Annotated in this window: 19 protein-coding genes; 3 read left to right on the forward strand and 16 right to left on the reverse strand. The window is 71.7% G+C overall.

The window, feature by feature from the left end:
• Window positions 1–13: 13 nt before the first annotated feature.
• Window positions 14–1,147 carry an iron uptake system protein EfeO gene (efeO, locus tag IF22_RS0112720; protein WP_030331523.1) on the reverse strand — a complete coding sequence of 378 codons (1,134 nt, stop codon included), beginning with the start codon at window positions 1,145–1,147 and terminating at the stop codon, window positions 14–16.
• A gap of 22 nt (window positions 1,148–1,169) precedes the next feature.
• Complete coding sequence (gene efeU, locus IF22_RS0112725; RefSeq protein WP_030331525.1) at window positions 1,170–2,069, reverse strand: iron uptake transporter permease EfeU; 900 nt, start codon at window positions 2,067–2,069, stop codon at window positions 1,170–1,172.
• Between the two features lie 166 nt (window positions 2,070–2,235).
• On the opposite strand from efeU, the gene IF22_RS35390 reads away from it, so the two are divergent.
• On the forward strand, window positions 2,236–2,394 hold the full coding sequence (locus IF22_RS35390) for a hypothetical protein (protein WP_167337298.1): 159 nt from the start codon (window positions 2,236–2,238) through the stop codon (window positions 2,392–2,394).
• Between the two features lie 130 nt (window positions 2,395–2,524).
• Here IF22_RS35390 and ahcY read toward each other — a convergent pair whose 3' ends face one another.
• The 13 genes from ahcY to IF22_RS0112785 form a co-directional block, all read right to left on the reverse strand.
• Complete coding sequence (ahcY, locus tag IF22_RS0112735) at window positions 2,525–4,024, reverse strand: adenosylhomocysteinase (RefSeq protein WP_030331527.1); 1,500 nt, start codon at window positions 4,022–4,024, stop codon at window positions 2,525–2,527.
• Window positions 4,025–4,302: 278 nt separating this feature from the next.
• Window positions 4,303–5,466: a mannose-6-phosphate isomerase, class I gene (gene manA, locus IF22_RS0112740; protein ID WP_030331528.1), complete on the reverse strand. Its 1,164-nt coding sequence runs from the start codon at window positions 5,464–5,466 to the stop codon at window positions 4,303–4,305.
• 3 nt (window positions 5,467–5,469) lie between these two features.
• Window positions 5,470–6,477, reverse strand: a complete 1,008-nt coding sequence (locus IF22_RS0112745) for a cation diffusion facilitator family transporter (protein WP_030331530.1) — start codon at window positions 6,475–6,477, stop codon at window positions 5,470–5,472.
• A 67-nt stretch (window positions 6,478–6,544) separates the two neighbouring features.
• On the reverse strand, window positions 6,545–7,741 hold the full coding sequence (locus IF22_RS0112750) for an SIS domain-containing protein (RefSeq protein ID WP_030331537.1): 1,197 nt from the start codon (window positions 7,739–7,741) through the stop codon (window positions 6,545–6,547).
• Window positions 7,738–7,923, reverse strand: a complete 186-nt coding sequence (locus tag IF22_RS0112755) for a Trm112 family protein (protein WP_030331539.1) — start codon at window positions 7,921–7,923, stop codon at window positions 7,738–7,740. Before IF22_RS0112755 ends, IF22_RS0112750 begins: the two co-directional genes overlap by 4 nt.
• 61 nt (window positions 7,924–7,984) lie before the next feature.
• On the reverse strand, window positions 7,985–9,370 hold the full coding sequence (locus IF22_RS0112760) for a phosphomannomutase/phosphoglucomutase (RefSeq protein ID WP_030331541.1): 1,386 nt from the start codon (window positions 9,368–9,370) through the stop codon (window positions 7,985–7,987).
• A gap of 70 nt (window positions 9,371–9,440) precedes the next feature.
• Window positions 9,441–10,496 carry a hypothetical protein gene (locus IF22_RS0112765; RefSeq protein ID WP_245233618.1) on the reverse strand — a complete coding sequence of 352 codons (1,056 nt, stop codon included), beginning with the start codon at window positions 10,494–10,496 and terminating at the stop codon, window positions 9,441–9,443.
• Window positions 10,497–10,737: 241 nt separating this feature from the next.
• On the reverse strand, window positions 10,738–11,442 hold the full coding sequence (gene nfi, locus IF22_RS0112770) for a deoxyribonuclease V (RefSeq protein ID WP_051708435.1): 705 nt from the start codon (window positions 11,440–11,442) through the stop codon (window positions 10,738–10,740).
• Window positions 11,443–11,558: 116 nt separating this feature from the next.
• Window positions 11,559–11,807 (reverse strand): hypothetical protein, encoded by a 249-nt coding sequence (locus IF22_RS34980; protein WP_156057518.1) that lies wholly within the window; start codon window positions 11,805–11,807, stop codon window positions 11,559–11,561.
• 177 nt (window positions 11,808–11,984) lie between these two features.
• Window positions 11,985–12,302, reverse strand: coding sequence for a hypothetical protein (locus IF22_RS34985; protein WP_156057520.1), 318 nt, complete (start codon window positions 12,300–12,302; stop codon window positions 11,985–11,987).
• Window positions 12,274–16,314, reverse strand: coding sequence for a toxin glutamine deamidase domain-containing protein (locus IF22_RS36150; protein WP_081883811.1), 4,041 nt, complete (start codon window positions 16,312–16,314; stop codon window positions 12,274–12,276). Before IF22_RS36150 ends, IF22_RS34985 begins: the two co-directional genes overlap by 29 nt.
• Before the next feature lie 16 nt (window positions 16,315–16,330).
• Window positions 16,331–16,663 carry a hypothetical protein gene (locus tag IF22_RS0112780; protein WP_030331548.1) on the reverse strand — a complete coding sequence of 111 codons (333 nt, stop codon included), beginning with the start codon at window positions 16,661–16,663 and terminating at the stop codon, window positions 16,331–16,333.
• Window positions 16,660–17,082, reverse strand: a complete 423-nt coding sequence (locus IF22_RS0112785; RefSeq protein WP_030331550.1) for a YbaB/EbfC family nucleoid-associated protein — start codon at window positions 17,080–17,082, stop codon at window positions 16,660–16,662. Before IF22_RS0112785 ends, IF22_RS0112780 begins: the two co-directional genes overlap by 4 nt.
• 79 nt (window positions 17,083–17,161) lie before the next feature.
• On the opposite strand from IF22_RS0112785, the gene IF22_RS0112790 reads away from it, so the two are divergent.
• Entirely contained in the window at window positions 17,162–18,403 is a 1,242-nt protein-coding gene (locus IF22_RS0112790; protein ID WP_030331552.1) for an SUKH-3 domain-containing protein, read from the forward strand.
• 19 nt (window positions 18,404–18,422) lie between these two features.
• On the opposite strand, the gene IF22_RS0112795 is transcribed toward IF22_RS0112790, so the two are convergent.
• Complete coding sequence (locus IF22_RS0112795; RefSeq protein WP_030331558.1) at window positions 18,423–19,862, reverse strand: aldehyde dehydrogenase family protein; 1,440 nt, start codon at window positions 19,860–19,862, stop codon at window positions 18,423–18,425.
• A 142-nt stretch (window positions 19,863–20,004) separates the two neighbouring features.
• Between IF22_RS0112795 and IF22_RS0112800 the strand changes: the two genes are divergently transcribed.
• Window positions 20,005–21,441: a gamma-aminobutyraldehyde dehydrogenase gene (locus tag IF22_RS0112800; protein ID WP_030331559.1), complete on the forward strand. Its 1,437-nt coding sequence runs from the start codon at window positions 20,005–20,007 to the stop codon at window positions 21,439–21,441.

Below are 21,441 nucleotides of genomic sequence, written 5' to 3' on the forward strand. Positions count from 1 at the left end.
TTCTGCGTTGTGGTCACTTCGCGACGGCCGCGGCGACCTTGCTGATCGGCTCGGCGAGCGCGTTGATCCCGTCGGAGAGCTCCTTGAGCTCGGCCTTGCTCAACGCGGTGTGCAGCTTCCACCCGTCGCCGTCGCGGTGCTTGCCGAGCAGCGCTTCGACATTGGCGAACTCGGTGTCCAGCTGCGTGACCAGCTCGGGCGAGCGCTGCTGCAGCGCGGGGCGCAGGGCGGACACGGCCGCCTTGGAACCTTCGAGGTTGGCGGCGAAGTCCCAGAGGTCGGTGTGCGAGTAGCGGTCCTCCTCGCCAGTGATCTTGCCACTGGCGACCTCGTCGAGCAGTTCCTTGGCACCGTTGGCGAGCTGGAGCGGGGAGAGCTTCTCGGCGTTCGCCTTGGCCACGATCTCCTTGACGTCGACCAGCAGGCGGTCGGCGATCGGGCCGTCCTTGCTGATGTCACCGGACTGCCAGAGGTCCTTCTCGATCCGGTGGAAGCCGGTGAACTCCATTCCCTCCTCGATGACTTCCTCGCGGCCGTCGATCTTGGGGTCGAGGTCACCGAAGATCTCGGCAACCGGCTCGATCCGCTCCCAGTAGGTGCGGGCGACCGGGTAGAGCGCCTTGGACTTCGCGACGTCGCCGGCCTTGACCGCGCCAACGAACTCCTCGGTCTTGGCCAACAGCGCAGTGGTCTGGCTCTTGACGTAGCGCTGGTAGTTGGCGGTGGCATCACCCAGCGCGGCGTCGGCGGTGAGCGGCTGCGCCGACCCGCTGACCTTGAGCGCGCCCCGGATGCCCTTGCCGCTCATCCCCGGCTTGCAGGCGGTCTGGTACGTGCCGGCCGGCAACTCCACGTGCAGCTCGCGGCTCAGCCCGGGGGCGATGTTCTCCACCTCGCCCATCACGCGGTCGCCGTCGGCGTACACGTAGAACTCGGTCACCTTCGCGCCCGAGTTGGTGATCTTGAAGGTGGCCGTGCCGGCGCCCAGGTCGGTGGTGCCGACCTCACAGGCGGTGTCGCTGGCCTTGACCACGATCGGGCCGGCGGCCCCGGCCTGGTCACCCTTGCCCGAGTCGGAGCAGGCGGTCAGACCGGCCGTTGCCAGCACACCGGCGGCGGCCAGCGCGAAGAACTGGGTGGTACGCATCTGGGCTGTTTCTCCTCGTGGGTCAGGCGCGCTGCGGCGTGGACGCCGCCTCGGCCTCGGCGCCGGTGTCCGCCCCGCGCTCGGTGACGGTGGTGGTGGTCACGGTGGGTGCCGGCTTACGCCGGGCCGGTCGCAGGAAGAGCAGGAGCACCGGTACGGCGTACCCGACCCAGGCGATCGTCTCCAGCACGGTGGGCGCGGGAGTCACGTTGAACATGCCGGCGAGCAGTGCCGCGTACCAGGTGCTCGGGTCGAGCACGCCGGTGATGTCGAAGGCCAGGTTGCTCAGGCCGGGAAGGACGCCGGCCTCCTGGAAGTCGTGCACGCCGTACTTGAGGATGCCGGCGGCGACCAGGATCAGCAGCGCGCCGGTCCAGGTGAAGAACTTGCTGAGGTTGATTCGCAGGGCGCTGGCGTAGAGCAGCACGCCGATGACCACGGCGGTGACGATGCCGCCGATCAACGCGAGCAGCGGCCCGCTGTCGCCGGCCGCACCCTGGGCCGCCGAGTAGAAGATCAGCGCGGTCTCCAGGCCTTCGCGGATCACGGCAAGGAAAGCCATTCCGGCGACGGCGAGGGACCCGACGGCCAACGCCTCGGTGAGTTTGCCCCGCAGCTCGCCGGCGATGGTCCGGGCGGCCCGGCGCATCCAGAAGATCATCCAGGTCACGAAGACCACGGCGGCGACGGAGGTGACCGCTTCGAACAACTCACGATCGTCGGAGCGGGACAACAGCGAGGTCGACGTGTATTCGATCAACCAGCCGAAGAGCACCGAGAGCGCCACGGCCAGGCCGACACCCGCCCAGACCTGCGGCAGTCGGTCCCGGCGCTGCGACTTCACCAGGAAGGCGACCAGGATGCTGACCACCAGGGTGGCTTCCAGCCCTTCCCGCAGGCCGATCAGATAGGTGGCGAACATCCAGGCTCCGAGTAGTTAGGCACGCCTTTGCTTACTTAGGGCAGGCATACCTTCCTCCTGCTCAGGGCCCCCGTCAAGTCGTTCATGACAAGCTCACTGAGCCGCGCCGAGGACGACGCGCCCGGCAGCCTGCCGGTGGCCGGTCGGCTGTGGAAGGATCCCCGCCGTGAGGGGATTCCTGCCGTGGTTGGCGGTGCTGGCCGTGGTGCTGGTGCTCAGCGCGCTACGCCTGCGCGCGCTCGCCACCATCGTGTCGGTCGGCTGGCTGGTCTGGTGCGTCTGGACGTGGTTCCGGCCCACCCGGCGCGGCCCCCGTTCAGGCTGACCGCCGAAGCCGGCGGCGGAAAGGCCGACCCGCCGAGAGCCGACGGCAGAGACGCTGACCCGCCGAGACCGGCGGCGGAGACGCCGAACCGGGCCGGCTGCGAACAGCCGACCCGGTCCGAACGTGTCGATCAGTAGCGGTAGTGGTCCGGCTTGAACGGACCCTCCTGGGAGACGCCGAGGTAGTCGGCCTGCTCCTTGGTCAGCGTGCTCAGCTTGGCGCCGAGCGCGCCGAGGTGCAGCCGGGCCACCTTCTCGTCCAGGTGCTTGGGCAGCACGTAGACGCCGATCGGGTACTCCTCGGTCTTGGTGAAGAGCTCGATCTGGGCGATCGTCTGGTTGGCGAACGAGTTCGACATGACGAAGCTCGGGTGCCCGGTCGCGTTGCCCAGGTTCAGCAGGCGACCCTCGGAGAGCACGATGATGGCGTGCCCGTCGGCGAAGCGCCACAGGTCGACCTGCGGCTTGATGTTGATCCGCTCGACGTCGGAACGCTTGGCCAGCCCGGCCATGTCGATCTCGTTGTCGAAGTGGCCGATGTTGCCGACGATGGCCTGGTGCTTCATCCGGGCCATGTGCTCGTTGGTGATGACGTCGAAGCAGCCGGTGGCGGTGATGAAGATGTCGGCCTGCTCGACCACGTCGTCCAGCGTGGCGACCTGGTAGCCGTCCATCGCCGCCTGCAACGCGCAGATCGGGTCCACCTCGGTCACCACGACCCGGGCGCCCTGGCCGCGCAGCGACTCGGCGCAGCCCTTGCCCACGTCGCCGTAGCCCATGACGACCGCCATCTTGCCGCCGATCAGCACGTCGGTGGCCCGGTTGATGCCGTCGATGAGCGAGTGCCGGCAGCCGTACTTGTTGTCGAACTTGCTCTTGGTCACCGAGTCGTTGACGTTGATGGCCGGAAAGAGCAGGGTGCCCGCCCGGTGCATCTCGTAGAGCCGGTGCACGCCGGTGGTGGTCTCCTCGGTCACGCCCTTGATGCCGGTGGAGATCCGGGTCCAGCGCTGGTTGTCCTCGCCGAGCGAGCGGTGCAGCAGTTCGAGGATGACCGCGTACTCCTCGGAGTCGGCGGACTCGACCGGCGGGACCGCCCCGGCCCGCTCGAACTCGGCGCCCTTGTGCACCAGCAGGGTGGCGTCGCCGCCGTCGTCGAGGATCATGTTGGGACCCTGCCCGTCCGGCCAGTCGAGCACCTGCTCGGTGCACCACCAGTATTCCGGCAGGGTCTCGCCCTTCCAGGCGTACACCGGGACCCCGGCGGGCGCCTCGGGGGTGCCGTTCGGGCCGACGACGATCGCCGCGGCGGCGTGGTCCTGGGTGGAGAAGATGTTGCAGGACGCCCAGCGCACCTGCGCGCCGAGCGCGACCAGCGTCTCGATCAGCACGGCGGTCTGGATGGTCATGTGCAGCGAGCCGGTGATCCGCGCGCCGGCGAGCGGCTGCGCCTCGGCGAATTCCCGACGGATCGCCATCAGGCCGGGCATCTCGTGCTCGGCGAGTTGGATCTCTTTACGCCCGAACTCGGCGAGCGACAGATCCGCCACCTTGAAGTCGCCGTCCGCGAGCGTGCTCGGCCGGGCCTCGGACGGCGTGCCGCTGGCGGACGCCGGGAGGGTGCTGGTCATGAAAGCTCCTGTCGAACGATGTCTGCGCCGACCCTCCACCTTACGCGCGTTGGCGACGGGCCTCAGGCACGGTCCGCGGACAGCGCACGGGGCGGTCGGTGATGGACGGACCTTCCCGCCATCTCCCGCCCGCCCCGTGCATCCCCCCGGTTTGGTTTCCCCCGCACGTTCTCGGACCGTCGTCGCGATAACGCTGCGTACTCATAGAGTCACACTCAGCCAGGATGACGTCAAGCTATTCCGGGAAAGTCGGACTTGTGTCGTCGCCGGCGAGCGCGTCAGCGCAGCCCGGACGTCGCCACGTACGCCATACCGGCACCGTCGATCCGCAACGGCGCACCGGACGCCGTACCGATCGCGGCCTCACCGGAGACCAGCGTCAACGCGCCGGCCCCGTCGTCCACGGTGATCGAGCCGCCAGCACAGAGCACCACCCGGGGGCCGGGCAGCGGCAGCGACACCGAGGGCACCGCCGCGTCGACCCGCACCCGGTGCAGCGCGAAATCGTCCACCGGGACCGGCCACCAGTCCACGCCCGGACCGACCGTCTCCGGGGCCCGCACCGGATCGTCGAGCACCTCGAAACGCAACACCCGCAACAGCTCGTCGACGTCCACCCGCTTCGGCGTCAGGCCGCCGCGCAACACGTTGTCGCTGGCCGCCATGATCTCCACTCCGCAGCCGCTCAGGTAGGCGTGCAGGTTGCCGGCGGGCATCCAGATCCCCTCCCCCGCCACCAGCCGCACGTGGTGCAGCAGCAACGCGACCAGCGCGCCCGGATCCCCCGGGTACGCCGTGGCCAGCCGGCGGACCAACTCCGCGTCCGGGCCGTCGGCCGGAGCCGCCACCACGGCGGCCAGCAGCTCGTGACGCTGGGCGACCGGCCAGCCGAGCAGCGTCCGCACCGCCGTCCGCAGCCCCGCCGGCCCGGCCCGCAACGCGGCGACCACCGGCGCCAACGCCGGTACGCCGAACGCGGCGAGCGCCTCGGCCGACTCCGCCGGATCCCGGAACCCGCACAGCGCCTCGAACGGGGTGAGCGCGACCAGCAACTCCGGCTTGTGGTGCGGGTCGACGTAGTTGCGCTGCCCCTCGGGACGCCCCGCCTCCGCCGCGAAGCCGGCCCGCGCCTGCTCGGCGTCCGGGTGGGCCTGCAGGCTCAGCGGGGCGTCGGCCGCGAGCACCTTGAGCAGAAACGGCAGCCGACTGCCGAACCGCTCGGACACCCGCTGACCGAGCCACTGACCTGGCTCGTCCCGCACCAGATCACAGAGGCTCACCCGCAGACCGGCGCGATCCACGCGGGCCGGGGCGCCCGGGTGCGCCCCCAACCACAGCTCCGCCTCCGGGCCCGCACTCGGCACCGAGCGCCCCTGGAGGAGAGCGATGGCCGAGCGCGAACCCCAGGCGTAGTCCCGGATCGGCCCGTACAGTGGCTCCACCCGTCAGCCCCCGGGCCGCCCGGCCGCCTCGCCCGACGCGTCCTGTGGCTGCGGCACGGCGGTGTCGGCGGCGGCACCGGTCCCGGCCTTGGCGGCAGCGACGCTGTAGACGTCCGGCTCCAGATAGATCACCCGGGCGATCGGCACCGCGGCCCGGATCCGCGCCTCGACGGCGTTGATGCCGCGTGCCAGGTCGTGGGCGCTCTCCCACTCCGGCACGGCGATCTTCGCGGCCACCATCAGCTCTTCCGGGCCCAGGTAGAGCGTCTTCATGTGGATGATCCGCTCCACCTCGGGGCCGTCGGTGACGGCCCGCTCGATGGCGGCCACGTCGGACGCCTCGGCGCCCTCACCGAGCAGCAGGCTCTTCGTCTCGATGGCGAGCACGACCGCGATCACGACCAGCAGGATGCCGATCATCGCGGTGCCGGCGGCATCCCACTCGCCGTTACCGGTGATCAGCGTCATGGTGACGCCGAACAGGGCGAACACCAGGCCGATCAGCGCGCCGAAGTCCTCCAGCAGCACCACCGGAAGCTCCGGCGCCTTGGCGCGACGGATGAAACGCACCCAGGACTGGTTGCCCCGGATCTGGTTGGACTCCTTGATGGCGGTCCGGAACGAGAACGACTCCATGATGATCGCGGCCACCAGCACGGCCACCGGCAACCACTGCCAGGACTCGATGCCGCCCTTGTGATGCCACTTGTGGTACGCCTCGTAGAGCGCGAACAGGCCACCGATGCTGAACAGCACGATGGACACGATGAACGCGTAGATGTAGCGCTCCCGGCCGTACCCGAACGGGTGTTCCGGGGTGGCCGCCCGCTTCGCCCGCTTGCCGCCGAGCAGCAGGAGGCCCTGGTTGCCAGAGTCGGCGACCGAGTGGACCGCCTCGGCCAGCATCGACGACGAGCCGGAGAGCAGGAACGCAATGAACTTGGTGACGGCGATGCCGACGTTGGCCAGCAGGGCGGCGACGATCGCCTTCGTCCCACCGTTGGCGCTCATGCCACCGCTCCGCTTCGCGACACGAAGCCGACCGGTCCGCGCATGGCGTGCCGCCCCCTACGTTCGTTCACTGGTTCGACAGCTCCTTCATCTCGGTGATGGCCGGAACGGCCATCGGGTCCAGCCCGTGGGCCAGCGCAAGGTAGATCGAGGCGAAATCCGGGACGGCGATCAGTGACGCCAGCCGCTCCAGGGCGGAACCGCCCTCGGCGGTCACCACGTCGCAGCGCACGCCACGACGCTCCGCGAGGGTCTGCACCGCGTCCGCGCGGCGCTCCTCCACGGCGAGCGGCTCGTCGGTGTCGTCCTCGGCGTTGAGCCCGCCGTCACGCAGCAGCACCAGCCTCAGCCGGGTGCCCTCGCCGTCGTCCTCGGCCGGGTCGGCGAAGATGTCCCGCTCCCCCTCGGCCAGGCCGCCGAAGACGCCGTCGAGGAGCCCGACGCGACCCCGCCCGGCCTCACCCAGCGCCCCGGTGACCACCGGGTAGCGGGCGTTGGCCGACAGGGTGTCGCCGAAGCGGCGGGCCGCCACCGTGGCCAGCGGGGACGAACCCCACACGATCGGGATCGAGCCGGCCAGACCCAGCGCCAGTGACTTCGCCGGGTTGACGAAGGACTCGGCGGCGGACCGGCAGCGGTCCGCGTCCGCGTCGAGCCGGGCCGCGGTCTCCGCCAGGTCCGCCTCGTTGACCTTCACGAGCCCGAGGGAACGGGCGGCGAGCAGGACCGGCACGGTGAGCGCCCAGAGGCTGGCCCGGGCCGGGGCACGCCGGGGCACCGGGATGAACGGCGCCCGGGCCTGCTCGGCGATCGACTGCAACCGCGAGTCCGGGGCACCCACGGCGACGAGTCGGGCACCACGACGGTGGGCCGCCTCGGCGGCGCCGAGCGCCTCCGGGCTCCGTCCGGACGCGCTCACCGCGATCACCACGTCGGCAGCGCCCACCCAGCCGGGTACGCCAGCGGAGCGGTGCCCGATGATCGGGACCGGGCAGCGGGGCCCGGCGACAGTGGCCAGCACGTCCCCGGTCCGCCCCGCCGTGCCGATGCCGGCGATCACGACGGCTCGGGGCCGCCCGTCGTCGGCGAGCACGGCAAGGTTCGCCTCGGCCGCCAGCGCGGCGCTCTCCCGAACCTGCGCGCCGGCCGACGCCGTGTGCCGGAGCATGCCGCCCGGGTCGGCCTCGGCCAACGCCTGCGCGTTGTCGAGCAGGGCCTCGTCGGCGTCGCGGCGTCCGCTGACCCCGGCCGTACCGTCGATCATGAGGGCTGCCCGGGGCCGCCGCGCGCCTCGTCGAGCAGCAGCACCGGCACGTCGTCGCGGACCTCGAAGATCCGACCGCACTCCGTGCAGGTCAACGTCTGCGCCTCGGCGTCATAGCTGAGCGGGGCGTGGTGCGTGTCCGGACAGGCAAGGATCTCGAGCAACTGCGGATCCAGGGCCATGGCACGGCTCCTTCCACGTGTGCGGCTTCACCGACGGCGGTGCCGACCGGCGCAGGCGATCTTATCGGCGAACGCGGTCGAGCACGTCGTCCCGGAGCGAGACCATCCGATCCCGGGTCGGCGCCTCGACGTTGAGCCGCAGCAGCGGCTCCGTGTTGGAGGCGCGCAGGTTGAACCAGGCGCCGTCGGGGAAACGCAGGGTGAGCCCGTCCATCTCGTCGGCAACCGCGTCGGGGTACGCGGCGCGCACCTCGGCCACGGCAGCCGCCTGGTCGGACACCGTCGAGTTGATCTCACCGGAGGCGGTATAGCGCTCGTACTCACCGGCCAACACGGACAGCGGCAACGACTGCTCGCCCAGCGCCGCCAACGTGTGCATCGCCGCCAGCATGCCGGTGTCGGCGAACCAGAAGTCCCGGAAGTAGTAGTGCGCGGAGTGCTCGCCGCCGAACACGGCGTTGGTGCGGGCCATCTCCGCCTTGATGAAGGAGTGCCCGACCCGGGCGACGACCGGCTTCCCGCCGTGCTCGCGGATGATCTCCGCGACCGCGCTGGACGTGATCAGACCGTGGATCACCGTGGATCCGGGGTGCTTGGCCAGCTCCCGGGCGGCGACGAGTGCGGTGATAGCCGACGGTGAGACCGGCTCGCCGCGCTCGTCGATCACGAAACACCGGTCGGCGTCGCCGTCGAAGGCCAGGCCGATGTCGGCCCCGTGCTCGACCACCGCACGCTGCAGGTCGACAAGGTTCGCCGGGTCCAGTGGGTTGGCCTCGTGGTTGGGGAAGGTGCCGTCCAGCTCGAAGTAGAGCGGCACGATCTCCAGCGGCAGCGGCGACAGGGCGGCGTCACCCAGCACTGTCGGAACGGTGAAGCCACCCATGCCGTTGCCGGCGTCGACGACCACCTTCAACGGGCGGATGCCCGAGAGGTCGACCAGCTTGCGCAGGTAACCGGCGTAGTCGGGAAGCAGGTCGCGCCGCTCGGCGGGCCGGGTGGGCGCACCGGCGGGACGGGCGTCACCCGAGTCCAGCATGGCCTGGGCCCGGTCCCGGATCTCGGCCAGACCGCTCTCCTGGCCGATCGGGCGGGCACCGGAGCGGCACATCTTGATGCCGTTGTACTGCGCGGGGTTGTGGCTGGCCGTGAACATCGCGCCGGGCAGGTCGAGCGAGCCGGACGCGTAGTAGAGCAGGTCGGTGGAGGCGAGACCGATCTCGATCACCGAACGCCCCTCGGCGCGTACGCCGGTGGCGAAGGCGGCGGCCAGGCCGGGCGAGGTGCCCCGCATGTCGTACCCGACGACTACTGCGTCGCCCGGCTCGTCGGTGGAGTTGAGTAGTTGGGTGAACGCGGCTCCCAGTGCCTCGGCGACCCGCTCGTCCCACTGGTCCGGCACCGTCCCGCGGACGTCGTACGCCTTCACGATCTGGGACAGATCAGACACGTGTTCCACTCCTTGGCCGCAGGTTAGACACCGATCCTGAGCCTAACGGAGGGGGCGGGTCGTACTCCGCTCAGCCGGGGAGCCGGGGTATGAACACGGTGTGGCCCCCGCCGTCGGTGGGCGGGTCACCGGGCAACGGCCGACCGTCGGGCCGGCCCGGCATCGGCTGCGTCGCCTCCGGGGGCGCGGCAGGGGTCTCCGGCCGGGCACCGTAGACGCCGCCGGTAGCGGGACGCGGTGCGGGCACCGCACCCCAACCGGCGGCCGGCGGCTGCTGGCCGTACACCTGACCGGGGCGACCGGGCGCGGCCGGCAACCCACCCCCGGCGCGGTAGGTGGTGCCGCCGGGGTTGCCCGGCAGGATGCCCGGCCCGTCGTCGGACGGCTTGCGGTCCTGCCGCGAGCGACGGATCAGCAGCACGATGAGCAGTAGTCCGACTGCCACCAACACAATGCCGATGAACATCACTGGTGAACCTCCTCCGGACGATTCGGCGGCGGTCGCCCTGGTGTTCGGCGCGCTGGACAACACCGCCGGGTTCACCGCCTCGTCGACGGTCGCGACCTCGGACGGGCTCGGGGTGGGCGTCGGCTTCGTCGACCGCGACGGAGTCGGCGACGGGGTGACCCGCGCGCCGGTCAGCCGCGCCGCGTCGGTGGCGTGACCCAACGTCTGGCCGGCCGCGCTGATGCCCGCACCAGTGACCACGAGCCGGCCGCCCGGCGTACCCGCAGCGAACGCCACCCGGTAGCGCACCGTGATGCCCTTGCCCTTGCACAGCGTCGGCTTCGCTGGTGACGTCTGCGCGGTCGACACGTTGCCGCCGCCTCCGCTGACGGCCACCGGGAACCAGCGCCCGCCCGCGTTGACCTGGACCTTCACCTGGTTCGGCTGAAGACCCTCCATGGTGAAGCCCAGCGCGGTACGCAGCAGGACGCACCCGTCGGTGCGCTTGCGCACCGCGACGTTCACCCCCTGTGCGGAACCACCAGCGGCGAAACTGCTGGCCGCGCCCACCCGGACCGAGTCCTCGTCGGCCAGCGCCGGCGACGCACCGAGCAGCACCAGGCCGCCTGCCAGACCGCAGACCGTCGCCAGCCGTGCCGCGCGTCGACGCACTGTCATGATCACCTCGCCGTCCTCCCCGGGTGGGGTCCGCAGGTCAGGCTACTACCGGCCGGCCCACCCCATCGGTCATAGAGCGGCCCGGATGTGTGCGGCGTTACGGTTTAGCACCCGCCCGCCAACCCCGCTGACCAGCCGATCAGCCGATCAGTCCGGGCGTCAGCCGGCCCGTTCCGGCCCGGTGGTCTGCCTCCGCGTCAGCCGGCCCGCTCCGCCCCGACGGGCCGGGCTGCTCCCGGCGTCAGCCGGCCCGCTCCGCCTCGGCGAGGGCGTCGCGGCACAGTCGGTCGGCGGTGCGGGTGGTCTCCGGCAGGCGGTAGCGCGGGGTCAACGCCAGCACCTGCGCTGTCGCGTTCTCCAGGCTCATCCGATGCCCGACGCTGACGAAGACCGGCTTCACCCCGTCCCGGGTCCGCAACACCCGACCGACGACGTCACCACCGTCCCGCAACGACGACCAGGAACCCCGCTCGGCGGACGGCGGATCCCACGTCCCGACCAGCGGTGTCTTGCCCACCCCGATCGCGGGCAACCCGGTGACCACCCCGAGGTGGCACGCGAGCCCGAACCGGCGCGGATGGGCCAGCCCGTGCCCGTCGCAGACCAGTAGGTCCGGAATGGTGGTCAGGCGGTCGAGCGCACCGAGCAACGCGGGCACCTCACGGAACGCGAACAACCCCGGAACGTAGTCGAACGCGGGTCGCCCCACGCCGACAGCGGAGTCCACCACCGCCAGGGTCCGGGCGTCCAGGACCGTCACGGCCGCCGCCAGCAGGTCACCACCCTCGGCGTACGCGACGTCCAGGCCGGCCACCGTCGCGGGCGCGCTCGGCCCCGGCCCGACCAGGTCCACCAGCGGCCGCAACTCCTCCTGTACGGCCACCGCCTCGGCAACACTGCCCGGCGCCACTGCCCCCACGCGCGCCGTGCGAGCTGGCTGCGGCATACCCGCTGCCTGCGGCATGCCCGCTGCGCGCGCGGCCCGCCATGATCCACTCGACATCACGAAAGTCGGGTTATCCCCCGGACCCGGATGCCCCGACTTCAAGAAACCGGAGTCGATCACCCTCGACCCGACGCATCGCCGCCACCTCCGGCAGCCCTGCCGTGCGGGCCGCCCCGGGCACTGTCACCGTCGGCCCGACCCCTGATCAAACCCAGGCCGAGCGCGACAACGATGCCGGTGGCGACACCGAAGGCGACGCCACCCTTCGCCCCGAACACCGGAATGCCGATAGCCAGGCCGACCAGGATGCCGACCGGCCAGGCCCAGACAGTCGACCTGATGCCCTTCGTGCCAGATTTCGCCATGCGTCGATCTTATTCGGCGCCGCCAGGGCCCTACCCTACCGAACGCGGCTTCCAGCCGGACGACGCACCGTCAGGCAAGCCCTCACTCGGCACGACCCCCTCGACCCACCGCCCGACCCATGCGCACCGCTGTCGGCCGGGATCCCGGCCCGCCTCGACTGCCTGTTCGTACACCCATCACTGTCGACCGGATGGCTGCGGGCCACCCGCGCTGGGGTCGGGCGCGAACATGGCTCGGATGTCGTCCTCGTCGGGCAGCGCACGACCCCCGCTGACAGTCTCAGCCACTCTCTCGGCCGTCGCCCGATCAACGGTTTCAAAACGGTCCATGTTTCGATAGTCGTTGACAAAACGCACGACGAGCGCTGGATCGAAGGCCCAGCGTCCGCTGCGGTGATCCCAGAGGATCGCGTTGCCTGCGCCTACGTCCATGACGAAGAGCCCGGCTGGTCCTCCGACCCTCTCGTCATTCCGGTAGATCACGTAATACGTCAACAATCTCTTTCTCCAACTTGGTGACGACGTCCGCCGCAATAGGGAAATCGGAAGAGCTCAAGCCCAAATCGTGCACTACCTGGGAAAAGCTGATCCCTTGACGGTCGAGCCACGACCGATACTTCGGCCAGGCATCTCCGCTCTGGCTCAACCACTTGGCAAAGCTCGCGTCCTTCGTCGGGAACTCTGCGGCCAAGCCGTCCGGTACGGACTCCGACATCCGGCGCTCACGGTTCGCCGCAAGCATCCGCAGGATGGCGTGCACATGCTCCTCCGGCCGGTTCGAGACCCGGCGCAGGATCTCGTAGTCGCCGTGGGTCCGCATCCACGCCTCCCGCGAGTCACGTGTGTGCAACTGCAGTTCGACGAGGAGCCCGTCGGGAGTGCGAAGGGTGCAGTTGAATCCGTAGAACCTGTTACCCGCCCGCCAGAAGTTCTTGAGATCCGACCTCGGGACGGAGAATCCCGCGTCGGTGAGGCCCGCGAGCACCAACTGAACGCCCCGCAGGTAGTTCACCCCGGGTGGCATCTCGAACAGGAACCGGAGGACGTCGTTCACCGTCTGGGAAAACTCCTCAACCCCAATGTTCGAGCCGCGCGCCTCATCGACGAACTTACGTGCCAGCGAACCCAGCCCTTTGACGCGAGCGGCGCGGTCGCGCAACTGCACCGGCTCTTCGAGACCCAGGGTTTCTGTCACGTTACGCCCGACCTGATCTAGAGCCGCTTCGACTCGATCGGCGGCCATCAGGGCGCGCTGCCGAAGCTCGGTCAGAGCGGCCAGCTCGCCTGCGGTCAGTTGCGCCAGCTCGTCGGCTGGATCACCCAGTTCGTGTGCCGCAGTCGGATCTCCGGCTGGCCTGTCCGGGTGTTGCGCCGAGCCAGGGCCGTCGAGGAGCAGGTACATCCGGTTGATGTACGGGTCACCGTGCCCGCCGTCGTCGTACGTCGATGGGTGATCCGGCAGGTCGGGCCGTTCGCTGAACCGGCCCCGGGGCAGGCCGCCGAGCGGCATCGGTCGGCCGTCCCCGCTCAGCACCAGCGCGTCGATGCCGACCACGTCCGGGTAGAGCGGCCGGTCCCGGACCGCGCCGTTCTGCGGGTCCACGTAGAGAATCGTGCCGTTCTGGTTGAGCGCCACCCAGGCGTGCGAACCACCGTGTGCCCACTCGGTGACCAGGAACGAGTAGCTGCCGTGGCCGCCCAGCAGCAGTTGGTCGTGCAGGTTGCGGTAGCCCCGGTCGACGGCCTGCCGCGCCTGCGCTGCGTCCGTTGGTTGGCCGGACGTCGGGGCGACGAGTTGTTGGAAGCGCCCGCCGGTCACGTCTTCGACCCGGCCGGGGCCGCCTGCCTCGCCACGGATGGGACGCCTGATGTCGCCGTCGAGGTAGCCGTCGAAGGTGCGCGGTGCCGAGACGCGGGGTCGCCCGTGCACCCAGGTCTCGAAGAGCGACAGGGTGCAGTCCAGGCAGTTGATGCCCCGGGTGGCGTCGGCGGCGGGACCGCCGTCGTTGAGGAGCCGGAACCAGCCGCCCTGCCGGGGGTCGGCGGTGCGGATGACGGTGCCGTCCGGCTCGCGGGGCATCTGCCGTTCCACGTCGACCTGGTGCAGGGCGAGCGGTGGACGCAGCCCTCCGGGCTGCCCGTACGGGCGGGAGTCGTCGATCGGCGGCGGATCGTCGTCGCCGGTGAGCCTGGACGGGCCGGCGGTCTCCACCGCGCCGAGCGCGAGCGCGCCCACGTCCCGGTTGGCGTACTCGAAGGTGGCGCTGATGTCCACCACCGACGGGGCGGCGCTGCCGGCCAGCACCGCGTCGGCCAGGTCACGCCATTCGGAGTACGCGCGGGCCTCCTCGTTCGCGGCGCGCTGCCAGCCGTCGGCCCAGAGCCGGTTGCCGGCCTGGTGCAGTTGTCGGGCGTAGGTGGCGTACTCGACGGTGCGACGATCGTGCTCCACGGCACGGGTACGCAGGCGGGCGGCTTCGGTCTGCCGGCGGTTGGTCTCGAACTCGATGCGCAGTGATTCGTAGTGCTCCTGGTAGCGCCGCCGCTCGGCGGCTTCCGCAGCGGCGGCCCACTGCGCCGCGTACGAGTCGTCGGGGTCGGGATCCTGCACCGACGGCTCACCGAACGCGGCCACGTCGACGGGGACCGACGCCCTTCCCCGGGCCGGGTGCTCGGGTGCGCGCACCGGTGCCGGTGTCTCCCGCGTCGGTGCACGCGGCGGCACGACGGATCGACCCACCACCGCCGGGGTGGGGGCGACCGGCGGCGACGGGTTGGCGGTGCTCGGGACGCCGTAGGTGACCGGCGTCGCGAGGCCGGGAGTGAGCGTCGGCGCGGAAGGGCCGGTCGTCGGAGACCAGGCGGTCGGCCCTGAGGGAGTGACGTGCGGCGAGTTGCCGGGGTGCGGCGGGGATCCACCGGTGGCAGCCGGGCCACTGTTCGATTCGACAGGGACGGCAACCGGCGCGGCCGAGAGCGTGGGGTCGGCCGTGGCCGGGTGCGGTAGGCCCACTCTTTCCTCGACCGGCGCGGCAGTGGACGGCGCCGCCTCGGTCGACAGCGCCGACGAGTCCATCTCGGGCACCACACCGACCGGGACCGGTGCCGACGTCTGCCCGTCGGGCGTGACGGGTGACGCCGACGACTGCTCGGCGCCAGGGGACGTCGGCGCAGCCGGCTGGTCCGGCGACGACACGTCGACGGTCTCCGTGGCCTGCACGGGTACGACCCCAGCCGTATTCAGACCACCCGAAGCCACACCATCGGCAGCCGCCGAGGACACGGCCCCCACCGCAGACGGCACCCCCGCCGTCGCAGATGCGGCCCCCACCGCAGACGGGACCTCCGCGGTCTCAGTAGCCCCCACCGCCGACGGGACCTCCGCCGCCGCAGACGCAGCCCCCACTGAGGACGCCCCCGCAGAGGCCACATCCTCCGCATCGGGCAGCGCCGACGGGAGGGATGGACCAGCGAGCGACGCTCCCACCAGGGCATTCGCCTGGGCGTCGAGCCGGGCGCGTAGCGCGTGGTCGGTCTGGCCGGTCGCCGAACCGGTGGCCCCGGACGCGGCGGCGCGCGCCACGTCCTCCATCGAGGTCAGGCCCTGACCGGTGGCCAGGCTCGCCGCCCCCTCGGCGAGCACCTCGCCGGTCATCTCCCGCCCCAGGTGCTCCCCGACTCGCGCCGCCCGCCCGGTCGCGTGCCGGCCCAGGCCGGCCAGCGGGGCCACCACCCCGCCGGCGAGCCCACCGACCGCCGAGGCACCGAGATCGGTCAGGTCCAGGCCGTGGGCCCGGCCGGTGGAGTTCTGGTACGCCTGGGTGGCCAGGGTGACCCCGGCCTCCTCGGTGGCCTCCTCCAGCCCTTCGCGGGCGGCCCGCTTGGCGAACCCGCGTGCGCCCCCTCGGGCGACCTCCTTCGCGGCCCGTTCGCCGGCCTCCTTGAGCCCGTGTTTGAGGGATTTGCTGGCCAGTTGGCCCATCAGCCGCTTGAAGATCTGGTGAACCAGCAGCCGGGTGGCGGTGATCGCCGCGCCGGCGGCCGGGGTTGCGGCGCCGGCGGTCAGCACCGCCGCCACCGCCACGGTGAGCAGCTCGATGACCAGGATGCCCAGCTCGATCCAGACTTCCAGCTTGGCGCCCTCAATGTCGCACCCGCACTCCTCGACCAGTCGGCCCAGGTCGGCCGTGACGGCGAGCAGTACGGGCAGCGGCGCGTCGGTGTCCTCGGCGAGCCTGCGCCAGGCCGCCTCGAACGCCACGCCGACGGCTCCGACACCGCCGTATCCACTGTGCACCTCGGCGGCGGCCGTGGCGGCGTCGGCGTGCGGCCCGGCGAGCACGGAGGCGACCGCGTACCACTGGTCGGCGACGTCCCACACGGCCCGCTCGTTGCCCTCCGGCCACTGCACGCCGACCACCCAGTCGAGGGCCTCGTAGATCCAGCCGGGCACGTCCCACGGAGCGTGGTCCAGTGGGTGCGGGATGGGGCTCGGCAGCACGCTCATCTCAGATCGCCGGTTGTCAGCGCCGGTCGGCGGCCCGACCGAGGCGGGTGGCGTTGGCGGCGTCGGTCTGCACGCTCGCGTCGACGGACTGGACCACATCGCCGCCCAGCTCGGTGAGCCGGTGCCCGACGCCCGCCCAGGCGCGCAGCACGGTCTGTTCGAACCCGCGGTAGTTGCGCTCGAAGGCGTTGCCGATGTCGTCGCGCCCCCACGGCCGGGCACCGCTGGCGGCCTCGATGGCGCCCCCTTCCGCCGCACGACGGGCCGTCACCGCCTCGCCGGCGAGCGCCAGGTCGGCACCGCCCCGGCGGGCCCGGGACGGATCGAGCCAGAGCTGCCCGTCGGTCATGCCGTCGCCTCACCCTTGCGGAGCACGGCGTCGGCCCGACCGAGCAGCGCGGCGTAGTCGCCGGTCCTGAGGAAGTCGATGGCCCCGGAGCCGGCCGGCATGCTCTCGGCGACGAGGTCGCTGGTGGCGTCGGCGGCGGCGGTCGCGGCGGCCCGGATCGTTTCGGTGATTTTTCGGCCGAGCACCAGGGCGTCCCGGTCCCGGTAGATGGCGGTGGTCAGCTCGACCTCGATCAACTGGCCCTGCGCGCCGACGGTCGCCGTCACCTGCCCGTCGGCCGACCGCCGGGTCACCCGCAGCGCTTCGAGCCGCGCCTGAAGGGTGTCCAAACCGGACCTGAGCTGCTGGTATTGCCCATAGATGTCGTCGAATCGGGCCCGTAGCTCGCGATTGACGTCCCGGTCCGCCTGTGCGTCCACCGCCGCCCCTCCCGTCACCGTCGGTAGAGCGAAACGATACCGGCTGCCATCGATCCGTGTAGTCCGGTAGTTTCAATGCGTGATCGACCGTCAACAGGCCGAGCAGCTCGCGGCCACCTGGGCCCGCCGCGACTCGCAGCGGCTCGGCCACGAGTGCAGCGCGATGGTCGACGAGTTCGACCTGGGTTACGTCATCACGTCCGTCGTGCCCGGCGAGGTGCGCACGGTGCCGGGCGACCTGCCGACGACGGTCATCGACAAGCAGACCGGCACTGTCACCACCTGGCCCCGGGTGCCGAGCACCGTGGTGGCGGAGATGTACCGGCGTAGCCAGCCCGACGGGCCGACAGCGCCCCGCACCGTCGACCCGTCGACGGTGCTGCTGCGGGAGATAAGCCGGGGCGTCACCCCGAACACCGCCGCGCACCTGACCATCGACGGACGGATCTGGACGGCCCAGGGCACGAGGGCCGAGGTGCCACTCAACCACCACCCGCTGGTCCGCGACTATCTGGCCCAGCTGCCCCCCGGCGAGCTGGTGCGCGGCGGGGAGGCTCACGCCGAGCTGATCGTGGTCTCCGACGTCCTGCACGAGTACGACCACCGCCGCGCCGCCGAGGGCATCGCTCCGATGGGGAGGGCCGAGGCGGCGGCGCTCCTGGGGAACGCCCGCTTCGAGGTCTTCCGGATCCGTGAGCCGGGTGATCCCGCTGGTGGGCCGGCCGAACGGCCCTGCGACTCGTGCGTCGCCTTCCTGGTCCGGGCGAACGTCCTGCCGGAGGCGGCGCGCGCCTTCACCGAGACCTGGACCGCGCCGGAGGCCCCGGATCCCGACCCTGGGCGCTTTCCCCCGGCGGTCGCCAACGCGCTGGTCGCGGCCGGGTGGCGACCACACATCGGTGACCAGATCATGGCCGCTGCCGCCGTACGGGACGTCACGTCGGTGCCGGGGCGAGACCATCGGCACGAGGTCTTTCCCGCCGCCGTGGAGGCGCTCACCGCGTTCCCCAGCCTGGTCGGGGCGCGGCGCGGCCGGGGCGAGCAGGTGTGGATCTCGCGTTTCGACATCCGTCCGCACGCCATCGCGCACACCGCCGACACTCTCGCGGACTTCGGCGCGGTGCTCGGCGTGCGCCTCTTCCCGATCGGCACCGAGCAGCAGGACAGCATCCTGGCGGTGGACGAGCGCGGCCGGGTGTTCGCGCTCGACCAGGCCGGCGAGTGGTTCCTCGGCGACACCGTCGACGCCGCGCTGACCACCCTGCTGCTCGGCCGCGCCCCCGCCCGAGTGAGCGACGACGGCACCTGGCAGGCCGACTAGCCCGGCGCGGGGCCGCCTCCTAGAGCGCGAGGTCGGTCAGCACCATCACCCGGGGCTCGGTGTAGTCGTCCATCGCGCTGCGCAGCCCTTCCCGGCCGACGCCGCTGCCCTTCACCCCGCCGTACGGCATCTGGTCGGCGCGGTACGACGGCACGTCGCCGACGATCACCCCGCCCACCTCCAGCGCGCGGGCGGCGGCGAAGGCCACGTCCAGCCGCCGCGTGAAGACGCCGGCCTGCAAGCCGTACGCCGAATCGTTGACCGCGGCGAACGCGGCCTGGTCGTCGGTGACCGGGGCGACCACCAGCACCGGCCCGAACACCTCCTCGGCCACGACCTTGGCGTCCGCCGGGACGCCGGTGAGGACGGTCGGGGGGTAGGTGGCACCTGCGCGCAGGCCGCCCACCTCGACGGTGCCGCCGGCGGCGACGGCCTCGGCGACCCACGTCTCGACCCGGCGGGCCGCGTCCTCGGACACCATCGGCCCGACGTCGGTCACCTCGGAGGCGGGGTCGCCGGTGCGCAGCCCGCGCACGGCGGCCACCAGCCGGGGCAGGAAGTCGGCGTAGCGGGCGTGGTGCACGTACACCCGCTGCACGGCGATGCACGACTGGCCGGCCTGGTAGTTGGCGAACGTCGCGATGCGCTGCGCGGCGTAGTCCAGGTCCTCGTCGGAGGCCCAGTCCGCACACAGCACCGCTGCGGCGTTGCCGCCCAACTCCAGCGTCACGTGTTTCTGCGGCGCGGCGCGGCGGATGGCCGCGCCGACCGGACCGGAACCGGTGAACGACACCACCGGCAGCCGGGGTTCGGTGACCAGTTCGGCGGCCCGGTCGTTGGGCAGCGGCAGCACCGAGAACATCCCGGCCGGCAGGTCGGTCTCGGCCAGCAGCTCGCCGAGCAGCAGCGCGGTCAGGGGCGTCGCGGGCGCGGGCTTGACGATGATCGGCGCGCCGACGGCGATGGCCGGCGCCACCTTGTGGGCGACGAGGTTGAGCGGGAAGTTGAACGGCGTGATGCCCAGCACGGGGCCTCTCGGCACCCGCCGGACCAGCGCGATCCGCCCGCCGGCAGCCGGGTCGGTGTCGAGTCGTTGCAGCTCCCCGGAGAAGCGTCGGGCCTCCTCGGCTGCCCACCGGAAGGTCGACACGGCCCGACCGACCTCGGCGCGGGCCCACTTGAGCGGCTTGCCGTTCTCCGCGGTGATCAGCGCGGCGATCTCGGCGGCGCGTTCGGTGAGCCGCCGGGACACGTGGTCGAGGGCCGCCGCGCGGGCGTACGCGGGCAGGGCCGCGGCGTGCGCGGCCACCCCGACCGCGGCGGCGACGGCGGCGGCGACCTGGTCGGGCGTGGCGAATGTGGTACGCCCCACCGGGCGGCCGTCGTACGGGTGGTGGACGGTCAGCTCACCCTCGCCGGCGGCGGGTCGGGAGGCGACGAAGAAGGGTGCGGGCTCCACGCCGAGCAGCGTAGCCGAGCGATCAGCCGACGGAAACAGTCGCGATAACCCTTGTCTGCCGCGAATTCGGTAGCGAAGATGGCAGAGAGATTGCGATAACCGCCGCAGAACCGCGCCCCCGGCCCCCTCGGAGTGAACCCTCATGAGTGACCAGCAGCAGCTGCGCAACTTCGTCAACGGCTCCTACGTCGACCCGGCCGACGGCGGCTACGCCGATCTGGTCGACCCCTGCACGGGTGAGGTGTTCGCCCAGGCCCCGGTCTCCGGGGCTGCCGACGTGGACGCGGCGATGAACGCCGCCGCCACCGCCTTCGAGAGCTGGCGGGAGGTCACCCCCGCCGAACGGCAGCGGGCGCTGCTCAAGCTCGCCGACGCCGTGGAGGCGCGCGCCGCCGAACTTGTCGACGCCGAGGTGCGCAACACCGGCAAGCCCCGGCAGCTCACCGCCGATGAGGAGCTTCCCCCGGCGGTGGACCAGTTCCGGTTCTTCGCCGGTGCCGCCCGGATGCTGGAGGGTCGCTCGGCCGGGGAGTACCTGGCCGGGCACACCTCGTACGTGCGGCGGGAGCCGATCGGCGTCTGCGCGCAGGTCACGCCGTGGAACTACCCGCTGATGATGGCGGTCTGGAAGATCGCCCCGGCGCTCGCCGCCGGCAACACCGTGGTGCTCAAGCCGTCGGACACCACCCCGGTGTCGACGCTGCTGCTCGCCGAGATCGCCGCCGAGTTCTTCCCGCCGGGGGTGTTCAACGTGGTCTGCGGCGACCGGGACACCGGTCGTACCCTCGTGTCGCACCCGACCCCGCAGCTGGTGTCGATCACCGGCTCGACCCGCGCGGGCATGGAGGTCGCCGCCGCGGCGGCCCCCGACCTGAAGCGGACCCACCTGGAGCTGGGCGGCAAGGCCCCGGTGGTCGTCTTCGACGACGCGGACGTGGCGGCGGCGGCCGAGGCCATCGCGTTGGGTGGCTACTTCAACGCCGGGCAGGACTGCACGGCGGCCACCCGCGTGCTGGCCGGGCCGGGCGTCCACGACGACTTCGTGGCGGCGCTCGCCGAGCAGGCCCGCACCACGAAGACCGGCGGGCCGGACGACGCCGACGTGCTCTACGGCCCGCTGAACAACGCCAACCAGCTCGCCCGGGTCAGCGGTTTCGTGGACCGGCTGCCGGACCACGCGGCGATCCAGACCGGTGGGTCCCGCCACGGCGAGCGCGGCTACTTCTATGCGCCGACCGTGGTCTCCGGGCTGCGGCAGGCCGACGAGATCATCCAGGACGAGGTGTTCGGTCCGGTCATCACCGTGCAGCGCTTCACCGACGAGGACGAGGCGGTGCGCTGGGCCAACGGCGTCGACTACGGCCTGTCCGCCTCGGTCTGGACCAAGGACCACGGCCGGGCCATGCGGATGACCCGACGGCTCGACTTCGGCTGCGTCTGGGTGAACACGCACATCCCGTTCGTCTCGGAGATGCCGCACGGTGGCTTCAAGCACTCCGGGCACGGCAAGGACCTGTCGGTCTACAGCCTGGAGGACTACACCCGGATCAAGCACGTCATGCACAACATCGAGGGCTGA

Origin of the sequence: Micromonospora parva, from assembly GCF_000718515.1 — a bacterium.
Classification (GTDB): Bacteria; Actinomycetota; Actinomycetes; order Mycobacteriales; family Micromonosporaceae; genus Micromonospora; species Micromonospora parva.

Excerpts from the sequence above, each read along its gene's own strand:
- IF22_RS0112780 (WP_030331548.1), bottom strand. The coding sequence starts at position 16,663 with ATGACCGACGGGCAGCTCTGGCTCGATCCGTCCCGGGCCCGCCGGGGC.
- IF22_RS0112750 (WP_030331537.1), bottom strand. The coding sequence starts at position 7,741 with ATGATCGACGGTACGGCCGGGGTCAGCGGACGCCGCGACGCCGACGAG.
- IF22_RS36150 (WP_081883811.1), bottom strand. The coding sequence starts at position 16,314 with ATGAGCGTGCTGCCGAGCCCCATCCCGCACCCACTGGACCACGCTCCG.
- efeU (WP_030331525.1), bottom strand. The coding sequence starts at position 2,069 with ATGTTCGCCACCTATCTGATCGGCCTGCGGGAAGGGCTGGAAGCCACC.
- IF22_RS0112800 (WP_030331559.1), top strand. The coding sequence starts at position 20,005 with ATGAGTGACCAGCAGCAGCTGCGCAACTTCGTCAACGGCTCCTACGTC.
- IF22_RS34980 (WP_156057518.1), bottom strand. The coding sequence starts at position 11,807 with ATGGCGAAATCTGGCACGAAGGGCATCAGGTCGACTGTCTGGGCCTGG.
- ahcY (WP_030331527.1), bottom strand. The coding sequence starts at position 4,024 with ATGACCAGCACCCTCCCGGCGTCCGCCAGCGGCACGCCGTCCGAGGCC.
- IF22_RS0112745 (WP_030331530.1), bottom strand. The coding sequence starts at position 6,477 with ATGAGCGCCAACGGTGGGACGAAGGCGATCGTCGCCGCCCTGCTGGCC.
- IF22_RS0112755 (WP_030331539.1), bottom strand. The coding sequence starts at position 7,923 with ATGGCCCTGGATCCGCAGTTGCTCGAGATCCTTGCCTGTCCGGACACG.
- IF22_RS0112765 (WP_245233618.1), bottom strand. The coding sequence starts at position 10,496 with ATGACAGTGCGTCGACGCGCGGCACGGCTGGCGACGGTCTGCGGTCTG.
- efeO (WP_030331523.1), bottom strand. The coding sequence starts at position 1,147 with ATGCGTACCACCCAGTTCTTCGCGCTGGCCGCCGCCGGTGTGCTGGCA.
- nfi (WP_051708435.1), bottom strand. The coding sequence starts at position 11,442 with ATGCCGCAGCCAGCTCGCACGGCGCGCGTGGGGGCAGTGGCGCCGGGC.